The following is a 14,438-nucleotide window of genomic DNA, read 5'->3' as shown; positions in this document are numbered from 1 at the left end:
GGTGAAGGGACTGGCCGATTTCCGTTCAGCCGCTGCCGGCGGATACCTCGGATGTTGCCGACACTTGCTGCGCTGCGAGGAACATCAGTGCCGACGCCGCGGTTCGCCGGTTCCAGCCGGCGGCTTCAGCCATGTCGAGCAGCCCTGCCAGCAGCGGCTTCAGCACGTTCCTGCATTCTGTTTCATAGGCCAGGAATTCCTTCGCTTGATGCGTAGGAGCCGGTACGGATCCGAGGCCAGCCATTGCATCCATCTTTACCTCCACTCTCTCTTCGACTGACGCCCGCTCCCCGCCAGGGGAGCGGGCGGATTGGGCCGCGACTTCAGAAGTCCATGCCGGCGCCGGCGGGCATTGCCGGGGCGGCGGCTTCCTTCTTCGGCTTCTCGGCCACCATGGCCTCCGTGGTCACCAGCAGGCCGGCGACCGATGCCGCGTCCTGGAGGGCGGTGCGCACCACCTTGGCCGGGTCGATAACGCCCTGGCCGAAGAGATCGCCGAATTCATTGGTCTGGGCGTTCCAGCCCCAACCGAATTCGCTTTTCTCGCGCAGCTTGCCGACAATGATCGAGCCTTCGGCGCCGGCATTCTCGGCGATCTGCCGGACCGGCGTTTCGATGGCACGGCGCACGATATCGACACCTGTCCTCTGGTCCGCATTGTCGGTCTGCACGGTATCGAGCGCCTTGGCCGCCCGCAGCAAGGCGACGCCGCCGCCGGGCAGCACGCCCTCCTCGACGGCCGCGCGGGTTGCATGCAGTGCGTCGTCGACACGGTCCTTGCGCTCCTTGACCTCGACCTCGGTCGAGCCACCGACCCGGATCACCGCAACGCCGCCTGCAAGCTTGGCCAGCCGCTCCTGCAGCTTCTCGCGGTCATAGTCGGAGGTGGTCTCCTCGATCTGCGCCTTGATCTGTGCGACACGGCCCTGGATCTCTTCCTTGCGGCCGACACCATCGACGATGGTGGTGTTTTCCTTCTCGATCACCACCTTCTTGGCGCGGCCCAGCATCTGCAGCGTTACGTTTTCCAGTTTGATGCCGAGATCTTCCGAGATCGCGGTGCCGCCGGTGAGAATGGCGATGTCCTCCAGCATGGCCTTGCGGCGGTCGCCGAAGCCCGGCGCCTTGACGGCCGCGACCTTGAGGCCGCCGCGCAGCTTGTTGACGACCAGCGTGGCAAGCGCCTCGCCCTCCACATCCTCGGCGATGATCAGGAGCGGCTTGCCAGACTGCACCACGGCTTCGAGCACGGGCAGCATCGCTTGCAGATTGGAGAGTTTCTTCTCGTGGATCAGCACATAGGGCTCGTCGAGCTCCACGCGCATCTTGTCCTGGTTGGTGATGAAATAGGGCGAGAGGTAGCCGCGATCGAACTGCATGCCTTCCACGACTTCGAGCTCGGTCTCGGCGGTCTTGGCCTCCTCCACCGTGATGACGCCTTCATTGCCGACCTTCTCCATCGCCTCAGCGAGGAAGCGGCCGATTTCGGCATCGCCATTGGCGGAGATGGTCCCGACCTGCGCGATCTCGTCGTTTCGGGTGACCTTGCGGGCATTGGTCTTCAGTTCGGCGACCACCGCTTCGACCGCCTTGTCGATGCCGCGCTTCAGATCCATCGGGTTCATACCCGAGGCAACCGCCTTGGCCCCTTCCCTGACGATCGCCTGTGCAAGCACCGTTGCGGTCGTCGTGCCGTCGCCGGCAAGGTCGTTGGTCTTGGAGGCCACCTCACGCACCATCTGGGCGCCCATGTTCTCGAACTTGTCCTCCAGTTCGATCTCCTTGGCGACGGTGACGCCGTCCTTGGTGATGCGCGGCGCGCCGAACGACTTGTCGATGACCACATTGCGCCCCTTGGGACCGAGCGTCACCTTCACCGCATTGGCAAGGATGTCGACGCCGCGCAGCATCTTCTCGCGCGCTTCGGTATGGAATTTCACTTCTTTGGCAGCCATTGGATCACTCCTTTATCTAGGCAGCATTCGTTGACTGGTTGGATACAAGAAGCCGTCAGGCGGCCTTCTTCACTTCGGCGATCTCATCGATGATCCCCATCACGTCGCTCTCCTTCATGATGAGCAGGTCCTCGCCGTCGAGTTTGATCTCGGTGCCGGACCATTTGCCGAACAGGATGCGGTCGCCGACCTTGACATCGAGTTCGACAAGCTTGCCGCTGTCGTCGCGGGCGCCGGGACCGACGGCGAGCACTTCGCCTTCCTGCGGTTTTTCCTTTGCGGTATCGGGGATGATGATGCCGCCGGAGGTCTTCTCCTCGGCTTCAAGGCGGCGGACCAGAATACGGTCATGCAATGGACGGAACGCCATGTCGTTCTCCTCGTGGACAAACAGGTTTTGAGGTTCCTCCGCACCGAACCGGCAATATCGGACCGGTGCGGAACGCCGCGACCCTTCGTCAGGCATCGCGGCGCATATCGAGCTAGTTTTGCCGTTTTTCGGTTTCAAGAGACCAGCGCAAAAATTTTTATACTCGACAAGAAAGAGCGCCAAGGCACTGTTATGGCGTGGCTATTTTCGGAACCCGCGAGCTTCTCGCGGCGTTGTTTGAAGAGGGTCGACAGAACCGATCGGCCCGGCCCGGCATTGGGCGGGTTCGACACAAATGCCCGCCGGCTGGATGCCTCAGCGGAGAAGGAGAAAGACATGGCCGATACGGTCAGCAACGAATTCCGCCTGCAAATGGAAGGTTATGGCCTGACGACGGCCGAAATCCACTATTACCTGCCCGATCATCCAAGCCTGCTTCAGCTCTATGTCTGGCAGGACTATGATCTCGCTCCGGCCTTTCCCGAACTCAAGGGTTTTCTCCAATATTGGGAGCGCGAACTCGATGGTCCGCTCCATTCGGTTCGCGTTGCTCATCACCGGCTCATCCAGCCTTCGGAATGGCGGGCCGTCGAGGGCATAATCACGGTCCACTAGCGTCTTTGCGACGGCCTCCGCTACGTAGGGAATCACGACATTGGGGCAGGCTCCCGCCGGCCCCACGCAGCGCGACAGCCAACAACCTCCACTCCAAGATTTCCAATTTCCGTATTGTAAAACGATCGCGCCGCGCTAGCCTGAAATCAGATGCGAGGCGGGGAAGAGGAATGGAGCTCCAACTCAACGGCAAGGTGGCGCTGGTCACCGGCTCGACGCAAGGCATTGGCCGCGCCATCGCCGAGACGCTGGCGCGCTGCGGCGCCGGCGGCCTGCTCGTCACCGGGCGCGAGAAGACGCGCGGCGATGCCGTTGCGGAAGAGCTTTCGCGGCTCGGCACGCCGACGGTTTTCGTCGCCGCCGACCTCGCCGACCCGGCAGCCCCTGCCCTTTTGGCGCAAGCCTGCATCGAGCGCTTCGGCCGCATCGATGCGCTGGTCAACGCCGCAGGACTGACCGACCGGGCCTCCTTCGTCGATGCCGATCTCGACGGCTGGGCCTCGCTGTTCGCGGTCAACGCGCGGGCGCCGTTCTTCCTCATGCAGGCGGCCATCGCCGACATGAAGAAGCGCGGAGAGCGCGGCGCCATCGTCAACATCCTGTCGATCAACGCCCATTGCGGCTCGCCGGAGCTCGCCGTCTATTCCGCAAGCAAGGGCGCGCTGGCCACGCTGACCAAAAACGCCGCCAACGCCCATCGCTTCGATCGCATCCGCGTCAACGGCATCAATGTCGGCTGGACCGACACGCCGGCCGAACGCGTCATGCAGGCCGACACGCTGGGCAACGGGCCGGGCTGGCTCGATGCCGCCAACGCCTCGCAACCCTTCGGCCGCCTGTTCTCGACCAGCGATATCGCCAACCTCGCCGTCTTCCTGCTTTCGGATGCTGCCGGGCCGATGACCGGCACGCTCGTCGATCAGGAACAGTGGGTGATTGGGGCGAACCGGTGAGCGCCATCGAAACGCAAGCGCCTGCATGACGCATCTCGCCGTCGGCGATTTCACGGTTGCCATCAGAAATTTGTCGCGATGACGGTGACTGAAAAGCCTATCGCATCATTCGCTCAAAGCACCCGCGCCGCCTCACAGTGCCAGGCTTCCCTGCTCCACCTCCTCGGCATTCGGATCTCCCGGTGCGGTGGCCCAGGCCAATTCGACCAGTGTCACGGTGCGCCGGCCTGTCCCGTCGAGCTGGCAGACGATGAGGCCCTGCTCCTCGATATAGGTCAACAGGCGCCGGGCGCGGCGCAGCGAGTGCGAGCCGTAGGCGCGGGCGATCGCGGCGTCGCTCGGGCAAGGCCAGCCCTCCTTCGCCGCGCGGGCAATCATCATGAACACGCCCTGCATGTCGTCGGGCAGCAGCGACGCGCGGACGGAAACGTCCCGCCATGCGTCGTCCTGCGTCGTCTCTGACCCAAGGCCGGCCCGGGCGCGCGTCAGCATGCGGCGGAACTCCGGCAGGTCGGGCACGACCGAGGCCAGGCCTTCGATGCGGCAGCGGACCACGAACTCCTGATAGAGTACCCCGATTACGCGAAAACCGGCGTCGGGCTGCGCCAGGATGGCGCGCAGCACGCGGTCCACGCGCTCGCGGCGCTCGGCCAGATCCTCGGCGCTGACTTGCGGCTCCGCCGGTTCGGGGCGGATTTCCAAGGCCGCCGACTTCGCCGCCATCAACTGGTCGAGCAGGTCCGGCGACGCCGGGCGGCGCGGCGTGCGCACCGTTTCGGGCGGCGGCGCCGCCAGGATGATCGCGCGTGCATCCTCGAGTGCTGCTTCCGGCATCGCCATCAGCCGCGGCGTTCCGTTGCGCGGGCTCGTATCCGTCGGGCCGATGCGCAGGCCCAGCGGACGGCGCGACAGCGCCGGGCCGAGCGCCATGAACTGCCCGCGTTCCAGATCGCGAAACGCCTCCGCCTGGCGCCGCTCCATGCCCAGAAGGTCGGCGGCACGCGCCATGTCGATATCGAGGAAGGTGCGGCCCATGAGGAAGTTGGACGCCTCGGCGGCGACGTTCTTGGCGAGCTTTGCCAGCCGCTGGGTGGCGATGATGCCGGCCAGCCCGCGCTTTCGGCCACGGCACATCAAATTGGTCATCGCGCCGAGCGAGAGCTTTCGCGCCTCGTCGGAAACCTCGCCGGCCACCGCCGGCGCGAACAGCTGCGCCTCGTCCACCACCACCAGCATCGGGTACCAGTGGTCACGGGCGACCTCGAACAGCCCGCCGAGGAAGGCGGCGGCACGCCGCATCTGGTTCTCGGCGTCGAGCCCTTCGAGATTGAGCACGGTGGAGACGCGATGCATGCGCGCCCGCTCGCCTGCCGCCTGCAGGCCGCGCTCGGTATGCTGCTCGGCATCGATCACCAGATGGCCGTAACGGTCGCCCAGCGAAACGAAGTCGCCCTCGGGATCGATGATGGTCTGCTGCACCCAGGGCGCGCTCTGCTCCAGCAGGCGCCGCAGCAGATGCGACTTGCCGGAGCCCGAATTGCCCTGCACCAAAAGGCGCGTCGCGAGCAGTTCCTCGAGATCCAGCTTCGCCGGGGCGCCTGCGGTCGTCTGTCCCATCTCGATCGCAACGGTCATCTCGACTCAGGCGCTCCTTTCGCAGACGGGCTTATCAACTGGGTCACGGCCCGTCGAGCGTGCATGACCGCCCGCGGCGTGTTGCGCACAACTGTGCAGGCACCGTCTGGAGGGGTCATCAGCCGATGCCTGGCGCAAACTTTGGGTTGACCCCTTCGGACCACGAGGCGACACTCCTCCCAACGCTACGAGTGCGAGGAGGAATGCGATGGACGAGCCCGAACGGTGGCGCCACATGTCGACGGCGCCGAAGGACGGCAGCCGCATCCTGGTCACTGTGCGTCCGTCCGAGCAGGGACCGGCGGAAGTCGACCTTGCCTATTGGTCGCGTGCCGACCAGTTCGCCTCGGAAGGCTGGCGCGCGTCGGACTCTTCGCCCGGGCGCGTCATCGAATACGCCGACCCGGAACTGAAATGCTGGATGCCGCTGCCCACCGCCAACCTTAGCCGCGCGTCGATGCCGGCGCCCTGGGAAGGTGAAGACGCCCAGCAGTTGGATGGGTCCGGGATTTGAGGGGCGCAAGAAATTGGCGAAAGCCGCAAAGCTGCCAATCTCCCCCCTCGTGGGGGAGATTAGCAGTTTCGTTGCCAGCTCGTTAAAACTTACCTCTCAGAACAGGAACGCGGCTGTGGCGGGGTTGGGTCCGTTGCGGCCCTCGGGCGAATCCATGCCGCGGATCGTCTGCAGGTCCTGCGCATCCAGTTCGAAATCGAAGACATCGAAATTGGCGGCGATGCGATCCCTGCGGATCGACTTTGGAATGACGATCAGCCCCTCCTGGAGATGCCAGCGGATGATCGCCTGTGCGACGGACTTGCCATGTTTTTTGGCGATGCCTGCAATGGTCGGATCGCCGAGCAGCCGGCCGCTGCCCAGAGGGCTCCAGCTTTCGATACGGATGTCGTGCTTGGCATGAAAGTCCCTGACACCGCGCTGCTGGAACTGGGGATGCAGCTCGATCTGGTTGACGACGGGCGTCACACCGGTCTCGCCGATGATCCGCTCCAGATGGTCCTGGTTGAAGTTCGAAACGCCGATCGATTTGATGCGGCCGGCCTGCCTGAGTTCGACCAGCGTCTTCCAGGCCTCGACATATTTGTCCTGGCTGGGCACAGGCCAGTGGATCAGGAACAGGTCGATCTGTTCGACGCCGAGCTTCTCCATCGTCTCGTCGAAGGCGCGCAAGGCCGCATCGCGCTGGTGCGCGCCGTTGCGCAGTTTCGAGGTGATGAACAGCTCAGCCCGCGGCACGCCGGCACTGCGGATCGCCTCTCCGACCCCTTCCTCGTTCTGATAGCCTTCGGCGGTGTCGATCAGGCGATAGCCGGCCTCGATGCCCCAACCCACCACGTCGGCGGTGATGTCCTGGTCGACCTGCCACACACCGAGGCCGAGTTGGGGAATGGCGGAGCCGTCGTTCAATGCAATCTGTTCGGGCATGATGGGCTGTTCAGGCATGAGGGATCCTTTGCAAAGCTGGGCCGGGCGTCCGCCCGGCGCACAGCCTATCTAGGTCCGACAAGGGGCAACGGCCAGCCGACAGCGGACAAATTGCCGTGTGAAGTGCGCCTGCAAGTGTGACTTCGGCGTCGGCCGCATCCTCACCGCGGCCGGCGCACCGCCCGCACCACCCCGGCGGATGTGCTGCCGCAATAAAGGCGGTCGCCGCCATCGGATTCCAGCCCCGACACGCCCATCCCGGCCGGCATGTCGAGCTTCTCCAGAACCTTGCCTGATTTCGGGTCGACGCGGCGCAGGTCGCTCTGGTCGCCTTCCCAGGTGGCGTGCCACAGCTCGCCCTCGACCCATGTCACCCCGGTGACGAAGCGGTTGGATTCGATGGTGCGCAGGATCGCACCGGTTTCCGGGTCGACCTGGTGGATCTTGCGTTCGCGGTATTGTCCCACCCAGAGCGTTCCTTCGGCCCAGGTCAGCCCGGAATCGCCGCCACCACCGGGCGCCGGAATAGTCGCCAACACCTGGCCGGTATCAGGGTCGATCTTCTGTATCAGGTCGTTGGCAAGCTGGAAGAAATGCTGGCCGTCCCAGGCGGTGCCGGCATGCGCCGCGACATCGATCGAGCGCAGGTTCTGCCCGCTCTCCGGATCGAAGGCGTTCAGCTTCTCGCCCGAGGCAAACCAGACATTGCTGCCGTCAAAGCTCACCCCATGCACCCTCTCCACATCGGCAAAGGGTCCGTATTCGCGCAGGATTTCGGCCGTTGACTGTTTCATGTCCTTGTCCTCATTGAGATCCGATGTCACTTCCTAACCGTTCGGCAGCGGGGCCGGGAGTAACAAGGTGGTCGTGAATCCCACCAGTGGAGGCGTCATCCAGCGGCGCGCCCGGCCGTGACCGAAAAACTGCACCTTGCCGGCCTCGCCAAGCTGCTCCAACGCCCGCTGCACGCTGCGCTGCCCGGTGCCAAGCGCCAGCGCCAACGCCGAACTCGCCCAGGATTCACCGTCGGCAAGGAAAGCCAGCACCGCCGCGTGCCGCTCCTCGATCGGCCGCGCCAGCACCAGCACCTCGCGTGCCTGGCGCGGCGCCAGCGCGAAGCCCTGGCTGGTGGCGCCGATGTCGGCCAGGCTCCGCAATTCGGTGCGCAGCCGACCGATCTCGACCCGCAGCCGCGCCCGATGCGATTCATCGGCGTGCCTGCCGCCGAAGGCTTGCGCGATCAGCGTCGCCCTGGACACATCGCCTGGCCACGCTTCGGCGAGCGTACGGGCCAGCGCGAACAGAACCGGGCGCGTGGCCAGCGAGACCGTTTTCTCCTGTTGGCGCACGACATATCGGAAATTATCGACCAGCAGCGCCGGCGACGCCTGCAACGCCTCGACGTCCTCAAGCAGCAACGGGCGCTGCTCGCCAGCCGCGATCAGCCGTGCCGCCGGCGTGTCCAGCGCCAGGAATGCGCGGTCGACTTCAGCGATGAGCCCCGCAATGCCGGCCTGGCGGGCGGCGTGGCGTGCCCACTCCAACGCCCTGCGCGCCGGCTTCGTCTTGAGGCGCCGCATCGCGATGCCGGCGACGGCCAGTTCGTGGGCGGCGCGCGAGGCCGGCGGAAGCGGTGCCGGGTCGAGCCCCGCCAGCACGTCTTCGGCCTCGTCGAGACGGCCGATCAATAGCAGGCGCCGCACCTTGAGGTGGCCGGCATGCGCTGCGTTCAGCCGGTCGCCACGCTTTTCCAGCGTCGCCCGCGCCGCATCTAAAGCCTTGGCCGGCCAGCCGAGATCCCGCGAGACCAGCGCGATCTCGGCCTCGGCAACGACGCATCTGGCACGCGCTACCGCCTCTTTCGGGCCGAAGCCGCGCGCGGCACGCCGCAGCAGCGCCTTGGCGCGATCGAGATCGCCGAGCTGCGCCATGGCAATGCCGCGCAGCGCCAGCGCCGGCGGGTCTTCGCGCAAGGCGACGCGATCCAGCGCGCCGAGCGGGTCGCCTCCGGCCAGTGCCAGCGCAGCCGCGGTGATCAGCGAATCCATTCAAATCCCGTCACACTTGTAACTCCCACCCTTGTGCGTCGCCGCCCTAACTTAAATCCGTACCGTCAACCGGCAAGCCGCATCGGCAACTATCGGCAACGCGCGGCACGCCAAGGGAGAACCGACAATGCCAACCGACACTCCTCTCCACCCGGCCGAAGGCACCGTGAGGATGCGCCACCCCTGCTGCGACGGGCCGGCTCCTGCAAATCCCGTCACACTTGTAACTCCCACCCTCCCGCTTCACCGCCCTATTCTGGCTGACAGCAAGCGACAACCGACTGGCAAAGGAGACGACCAATGACCAAGCACATCGCAATGAAGACCCCGCCCATCGTTTCGAGGCAGGACTGGGAAGCCGCCCGCGAACAGATGCTGGTGAAGGAAAAGGCAACACTGCGCGCCAAGGACGCATTGGCCGCCGAGCGCCGGCGCATGCCGTGGATGGAAGTCGACAAGGCCTATGTGTTCGAGGGACCGAACGGCAGAGCGAGCCTGCTCGATCTGTTCGAAGGCCGCCGCCAGCTGATCGTCTATCGCGCCTTCTTCGAGCCCGGCGTGCATGGCTGGCCCGATCACGCCTGCCGCGGCTGTTCGCTGGGCGCCGACCAGGTCGGCCACCTCGCCCATCTCAACGCCCGCAACACCACGCTTGCCTACGCTTCGCGTGCCCCGCAGGCCGACATTGCGCGGCTGAAGCAGCGGATGGGCTGGCAGATGCCCTGGTACACAATCACTGACAGTTTCGACAAGGACTTCGGTGTCGACGAATGGCACGGCCACAACGTCTTCATCCGTGACGGCGATCGTATCTTCCGCACCTACTTGATTAACAGCCGCGGCGACGAAGCGATGGGCACCGTCTGGAGCTATCTCGACGCGACGCCGCTCGGCCGCCAGGAAATCTGGGAGGATTCGCCCGAAGGCTATCCGCAGACTCCACTCTACTCCTGGTGGAACTGGCACGACAATTACGACGCCGGGGCCGACAAGAAATGGGAAGAAGTGTCTGCTGCCGGTGAGGCCGCATTCCGCGACAAGGGCGAGCAGTAACGGTTGTCCAGTCTGGGTTCCTCTCCCCACTCCGTGGAGAGAGGAACCTGTCGTGGCTGGCATGATCATCAAGGATCAAGGCGATGAGCGATATCCACACAGGTGCCGGCAGCACGATCCCAGAAGCCGCCACCCTCGGGCTGGCCGACTGGCTTTGCCTTGCCGCGGCACCGACCTTCGCCGTGATGGCGCTGCTCACCTGCATCTTCAGCGGCGATGCGGCCATGCAGTGCATGGGCACCGACGCCTCGCCCCTCACGGGCATGGCTGCGATGTATCTGCTGATGAGCGCCTTTCATCTGGCGCCCTGGCTGCGGGTGATCTCCGGCCGGCAGGCCCGCTAGGCCCTTGCAATTCTAGACACCCCACACATCGGAGAAGACAATGAGACTGGTCAGGCTGAGAGCGCCGGGCGGCTTGGGCAATCTCGACCTGGTCGAGGAAGATCCGCCCCAGCCAGGGCCGGGCGAGGTGCTGGTCAGGATCCGGGCCTGCGCGCTGAACATGCGCGACGACTTTGCCGTGCAAGGCAAGATGCCTCTCGCCGACGGCCGCGTTCCGCTCTCCGACGGCGCCGGCGAAGTGATTGCCCTCGGCGACGGTGTCGATGCACTCAGGCCCGGAGACAGCGTCGTCAGCGTCTTCTATCCCTGGTGGCTGGGCGGTGACATGACGCCCTGCACCCGGCGCGATATTCCGGGAGACAGTTTCGACGGCTTCGCCAGCGAGTATGTCTGCATGCCGGCGCACGCTTTCACCAGGGCACCGGCAGGCTATACGCATGTCGAGGCGGCGTCGCTCACCTGCACGGGCGTTACTGCCTGGCGCGGCCTGATTGTGTGCGGCAAGGTGAAGCCGGGCGACGCAGTGCTGGTCCTCGGTTCGGGCAGCGTATCGCTGTTCGCGCTGCAATTCGCCAAGGCCGCCGGCGCCCGGGTCATCGCCACCTCATCCGACGAGCAGAAGCTGGAAAGGCTCAAGCGCCTCGGAGCCGACGCCGTCATCAACTACAAGTCCGTCCCGGACTGGGGCCGCAAGGCCAAGGATCTGACGGGCGGGCGCGGCGTCGATCACGTGATCGAGGTCGGCGGACCCGCCACGCTGGCGCAGTCGATTATCGCCTGCCGCACGGGCGGTCACATCGCGCTGGTCGGCGTCCTGACCGGCTTTGCGGCGGAAGTGTCTATCCCAGCCCTGTTTTCCAACCAGATCCGCATCAGCGGCATTTCCATCGGCAGCCGGGCCGACCAGGAGGATATGATCCGCGCGATAGAGTCCAGCAGGCTGAAGCCCGTCATAGACCGCCACTTTCCGCTGCAGGACATCGCCACCGCCTTCGCGCATTACGAATCCCGAAAGCATTTCGGCAAGGTCTGCCTTGACGTTTGAGCGTCCTCCGCCAGCAGCACGATGAAGGGGACCGCCGGGGCCGCGCCTCGTCGTGATCCTGCCTAGGTCGCGATGTCGTTGACCGGCAGCAGGGGCTTGGGAAGGTCGCTCTCGCCGAGCCCGCTACGCAACTCGATCTCGATGTCGCGGCAAATCTGCGAGATCGGAACGTCGTTGGCATTGCCCTCGAACGGGTTGGCGCTGCTTTCGCCGACCTGGTCGAGAGACATGTAGGCCCAGCCGAGCAGCGTGCTGAACGGGATCGTCAGCCAGATCGCTATCGACCCGAGCACGCCACCCAGTTTGCCCATATCGGCAAAGACGGGAACGACCCCGAACGGCAACAGTGTGCAGAAGATCATCACGAACATCGAACTGACGATGGCGTATTGCCGGGGATAGGGATTGTTCTTGATGCGATCGCAGCGCGCCTGCTGGTCATGGAAGTCGCGGATCAGCTTGGTCAGTTCGCCATAGATCTGAGGAGGGAGCTTTGTGTCCTTGAACAGCGCATTGACCTGGACAGATTGCAGTTCGAGCAGGGCTATCGCCGGCTGGGGCGATTTCAGGACGTCCTCGGCCTGTTCGGCGAGCAGCGGACGCAATTCGTCGCCGAGCGAGCTCGCATCCTCATGGATACGGTAGCGCCGCCGGTATTCGATATTGGCGGCCCGCGCCATGGACTCCCATGGCATCGGCCGGCGCAGGGAAAAGCGCAATGCCGTCATCCAGGCGATGTGGCGATAGATGAGCTGTCTGGCCGTCGGCGCGTCGAGGAAATCCCTGCAGAAATTGGACCACAAACGGCTGCTGGCCGTAATTTGCGTAAAAGCCTGCAGCGCGTCGCTGCTGCGGGTGAACACCTGCGAATTCTTGAACCCGGCGACGAGTGACACGGTGGTGCCAAGCACCAGCACCACCGACCATGGCACCGAAAACCCGGCGATGCCTGGAAGACGGTAGGCCGCCACGGCCAGACCGCTCACCACCACCATGTAGATGACGCTGCGCCGCGACCACAGCGCGAAATCGATCAGTTTGTAGGAACGGCCTACATACATCGTATCCCCTCAACTCATCGATAGGTCTGGTTTTGCACGGCCGGAATCTGGTCGCCTCATTGTGCCTTTGCAGCCCCGAACCGCAACCCGTCCATCAACAGCTTGACCAGCCGGCGCGAGCGGTCGCGCCATTCGGGGGTGTCGGGCGCTGAATAGATGCCGCCCAGCGCGTGCAGCACGTCGGAAGCGTCGACGTCGCCGCGAATGGTGCCGTCGGCCACCGCCGCCTCGACCAGGCGTCGCAAGGCTTGCGACACCCGGCCGAACGTGTCGGAAAACAGCGTCGAATTGGTGGTGAGCACAATGCGCAGGCTGGTCGCCAGGCCGCGCTTGGTGGCGATGTAGTCGACGAAGCGCTGCATCCACTGTTCCAGCGCGACATCGGACGGATGTTTTTGGGCAAGCTCGCCGGCGGCCGCGCACAGCGCCTCCACCTCACGACGATAGACCACCTCGACCAGATGCTCGCGCGTCGGGAAATGCCGGTAGAGCGTGCCGATGCCGACGCCGGCGCGGCGCGCGATCTCCTCCAGCGAGCCATCGATGCCGCGCTCGGCAAAGACTGACACCGCCACCTCGACCAGCCGGTCGCGGTTGCGCCGCGCATCGGCGCGCAGCGGCTTTGCGTCTACGGCCTCGGCCTTCTGTTCAGCAATGGCGGACGGCTCGCTGGCCAATTTTTTCTCCACATCGTGTCAGGGGGCTTGAATCCGGCAGGGTCAGCCACCACGTAATAAACGGAGGCGCCTCCGTTTTAGTGGAGCACCTTTATCATATAATCAGGGGAACCGGTATGTCACGTCTTTCGAACACGCAAGCCGACATCTCCCCTGCCCGCCTGCCTCGCGGGAGATCCGCCATCTCCGCTTTCGCCGTCAAGACCTGACCCAACGGTTACCTTGCCCTTCTGCGGCAAGGCACCAGTTCAATCCCATCCGCGTCAAGCAACTGGAGCCAGACGCCCATGACCAGCCTTCCCATTACCCTCACCATCAATGGCCACCGACACCAACTGGAGGTCGATCCACGCGTAACCCTGCTCGACCTGCTGCGCGAGCGGCTCGATCTCACCGGCACCAAGAAGGGCTGCGACCGCGGCCAATGCGGCGCCTGCACGGTGCTGGTCGACGGCAAGCGCATCAACTCATGCCTGGCGCTGGCGGTCAGCCATGACGGCGCCCAGGTCTTGACCATCGAAGGCGTCGCCAACGGCGAGGAACTGCATCCGGTGCAGGCCGCCTTCATCGCCCATGACGGCTTCCAGTGCGGGTTCTGCACACCCGGCCAGATCATGAGCACGCTCGGCCTGATCGCCGAGGGCCAGGCCGGCGACGACCCCGAACGCATCCGCGAGGGGCTGAGCGGCAACATATGCCGCTGCGCGGCCTATGGCGGCATCGTCGAGGCCGTCCTGGAAGCCCAGCAACAGCTTGTCAAAGCCGACCGGAGGACCGCGGCATGAGAGACTTCGATTACATCAGGCCCGCCACCATTCCCGACGCCATCGCCGCGGCAGCCGAGCCGGGCTCGGCCTATCTCGCCGGCGGCACCAATCTGCTCGACCTGATGAAAGGCGGCATCACCAGTCCCGAGCGTATCGTCGACATCTCCCGGCTGCCGGAGCTCAACCGCATCGAACGGCTGGACGATGGTGGCCTGCGCATCGGCGCGCTGGTCCGTAATGCCGAGCTTGCTTACGATCCGGCGTTCGCCAAATCCTATCCGGCGGTGGCCGAGGCGCTGCTGTCGGGTGCTTCGGCGCAGCTTCGCAACGCCGCCACCGTCGGCGGCAATCTGTTGCAGCGCACGCGCTGCAGCTATTTCTACGACACAGCCAGCGCCTGCAACAGGCGCGAGCCAGGCGCCGGCTGCGATGCGCTGGGCGGCGTCGCGGCCGATACGACGGCGAAGGCATAGG

Annotated in this window: 16 protein-coding genes and 1 pseudogene; 8 read left to right on the top strand and 9 right to left on the bottom strand. The window is 65.0% G+C overall.

The genetic code is table 11. The features are described from left to right. Positions 1 to 25 precede the first annotated feature (25 nt). The 3 genes from EN932_RS14020 to groES form a co-directional block, all read right to left on the bottom strand. Positions 26 to 253: a hypothetical protein gene (locus tag EN932_RS14020; protein WP_013530720.1), complete on the bottom strand. Its 228-nt coding sequence runs from the start codon at positions 251 to 253 to the stop codon at positions 26 to 28. Between the two features lie 70 nt (positions 254 to 323). Beyond that, a complete protein-coding gene (groL, locus tag EN932_RS14015; protein ID WP_127385726.1) occupies positions 324 to 1,955 on the bottom strand; it encodes a chaperonin GroEL in 1,632 nt (543 codons plus the stop codon). A gap of 55 nt (positions 1,956 to 2,010) precedes the next feature. Further along, on the bottom strand, positions 2,011 to 2,325 hold the full coding sequence (gene groES / locus EN932_RS14010) for a co-chaperone GroES (protein ID WP_013530718.1): 315 nt from the start codon (positions 2,323 to 2,325) through the stop codon (positions 2,011 to 2,013). Positions 2,326 to 2,661: 336 nt separating this feature from the next. On the opposite strand from groES, the gene EN932_RS14005 reads away from it, so the two are divergent. Together EN932_RS14005 and EN932_RS14000 are read left to right on the top strand one after the other, a co-directional pair. Beyond that, entirely contained in the window at positions 2,662 to 2,940 is a 279-nt protein-coding gene (locus EN932_RS14005; RefSeq protein WP_084015824.1) for an usg protein, read from the top strand. Positions 2,941 to 3,110: 170 nt separating this feature from the next. Continuing rightward, positions 3,111 to 3,893: an SDR family oxidoreductase gene (locus tag EN932_RS14000; RefSeq protein ID WP_063172588.1), complete on the top strand. Its 783-nt coding sequence runs from the start codon at positions 3,111 to 3,113 to the stop codon at positions 3,891 to 3,893. 132 nt (positions 3,894 to 4,025) lie between these two features. On the opposite strand, the gene EN932_RS13995 is transcribed toward EN932_RS14000, so the two are convergent. Beyond that, the gene (locus EN932_RS13995) at positions 4,026 to 5,528 is read right to left on the bottom strand and encodes an ATP-binding protein (protein ID WP_013530715.1); all 1,503 of its coding nucleotides are present in this window, start codon (positions 5,526 to 5,528) and stop codon (positions 4,026 to 4,028) included. Positions 5,529 to 5,736: 208 nt separating this feature from the next. Here EN932_RS13995 and EN932_RS13990 point away from each other — a divergent pair, with 208 nt between their 5' ends. Beyond that, positions 5,737 to 6,042 (top strand): hypothetical protein, encoded by a 306-nt coding sequence (locus EN932_RS13990; RefSeq protein WP_013530714.1) that lies wholly within the window; start codon positions 5,737 to 5,739, stop codon positions 6,040 to 6,042. A 96-nt stretch (positions 6,043 to 6,138) separates the two neighbouring features. On the opposite strand, the gene EN932_RS13985 is transcribed toward EN932_RS13990, so the two are convergent. The 3 genes from EN932_RS13985 to EN932_RS13975 all read right to left on the bottom strand — a co-directional run bounded on the left by EN932_RS13985 (position 6,139) and on the right by EN932_RS13975 (position 9,017). Further along, positions 6,139 to 6,987 carry an aldo/keto reductase gene (locus EN932_RS13985; RefSeq protein ID WP_127369515.1) on the bottom strand — a complete coding sequence of 283 codons (849 nt, stop codon included), beginning with the start codon at positions 6,985 to 6,987 and terminating at the stop codon, positions 6,139 to 6,141. Positions 6,988 to 7,130: 143 nt separating this feature from the next. Continuing rightward, positions 7,131 to 7,763 carry a PQQ-binding-like beta-propeller repeat protein gene (locus tag EN932_RS13980; protein ID WP_013530712.1) on the bottom strand — a complete coding sequence of 211 codons (633 nt, stop codon included), beginning with the start codon at positions 7,761 to 7,763 and terminating at the stop codon, positions 7,131 to 7,133. Between the two features lie 33 nt (positions 7,764 to 7,796). After that, entirely contained in the window at positions 7,797 to 9,017 is a 1,221-nt protein-coding gene (locus EN932_RS13975; RefSeq protein ID WP_127385327.1) for a helix-turn-helix domain-containing protein, read from the bottom strand. Positions 9,018 to 9,317: 300 nt separating this feature from the next. Here EN932_RS13975 and EN932_RS13970 point away from each other — a divergent pair, with 300 nt between their 5' ends. From EN932_RS13970 to EN932_RS13960, 3 genes are all read left to right on the top strand, one after another. Continuing rightward, positions 9,318 to 10,070, top strand: a complete 753-nt coding sequence (locus EN932_RS13970; protein ID WP_013530710.1) for a thioredoxin family protein — start codon at positions 9,318 to 9,320, stop codon at positions 10,068 to 10,070. A gap of 83 nt (positions 10,071 to 10,153) precedes the next feature. After that, positions 10,154 to 10,414, top strand: a complete 261-nt coding sequence (locus tag EN932_RS13965) for a hypothetical protein (RefSeq protein ID WP_024501661.1) — start codon at positions 10,154 to 10,156, stop codon at positions 10,412 to 10,414. Positions 10,415 to 10,454: 40 nt separating this feature from the next. After that, a complete protein-coding gene (locus tag EN932_RS13960) occupies positions 10,455 to 11,459 on the top strand; it encodes an NAD(P)-dependent alcohol dehydrogenase (protein WP_127388327.1) in 1,005 nt (334 codons plus the stop codon). Between the two features lie 62 nt (positions 11,460 to 11,521). On the opposite strand, the gene EN932_RS13955 is transcribed toward EN932_RS13960, so the two are convergent. Together EN932_RS13955 and EN932_RS13950 are read right to left on the bottom strand one after the other, a co-directional pair. Then, positions 11,522 to 12,520 carry a bestrophin family ion channel gene (locus EN932_RS13955; protein ID WP_127369005.1) on the bottom strand — a complete coding sequence of 333 codons (999 nt, stop codon included), beginning with the start codon at positions 12,518 to 12,520 and terminating at the stop codon, positions 11,522 to 11,524. 56 nt (positions 12,521 to 12,576) lie between these two features. Then, a complete protein-coding gene (locus EN932_RS13950; protein WP_024501664.1) occupies positions 12,577 to 13,197 on the bottom strand; it encodes a TetR/AcrR family transcriptional regulator in 621 nt (206 codons plus the stop codon). 287 nt (positions 13,198 to 13,484) lie between these two features. On the opposite strand from EN932_RS13950, the gene EN932_RS13945 reads away from it, so the two are divergent. Together EN932_RS13945 and EN932_RS13940 are read left to right on the top strand one after the other, a co-directional pair. Further along, on the top strand, positions 13,485 to 13,982 hold the full coding sequence (locus tag EN932_RS13945) for a (2Fe-2S)-binding protein (protein WP_013530705.1): 498 nt from the start codon (positions 13,485 to 13,487) through the stop codon (positions 13,980 to 13,982). After that, positions 13,979 to 14,407: pseudogene (locus tag EN932_RS13940) on the top strand (FAD binding domain-containing protein); the annotation flags it as partial. The gene EN932_RS13945 and the pseudogene EN932_RS13940, both read left to right, overlap by 4 nt. Positions 14,408 to 14,438: the final 31 nt, after the last annotated feature.

It is taken from the genome of Mesorhizobium sp. M7A.F.Ca.US.002.01.1.1, assembly GCF_004022955.1.
Taxonomy (GTDB): Bacteria; Pseudomonadota; Alphaproteobacteria; order Rhizobiales; family Rhizobiaceae; genus Mesorhizobium; species Mesorhizobium ciceri.
Note: the sequence above shows the minus strand (reverse complement) of the source record. Positions and strands in the feature narration are given on the sequence as shown.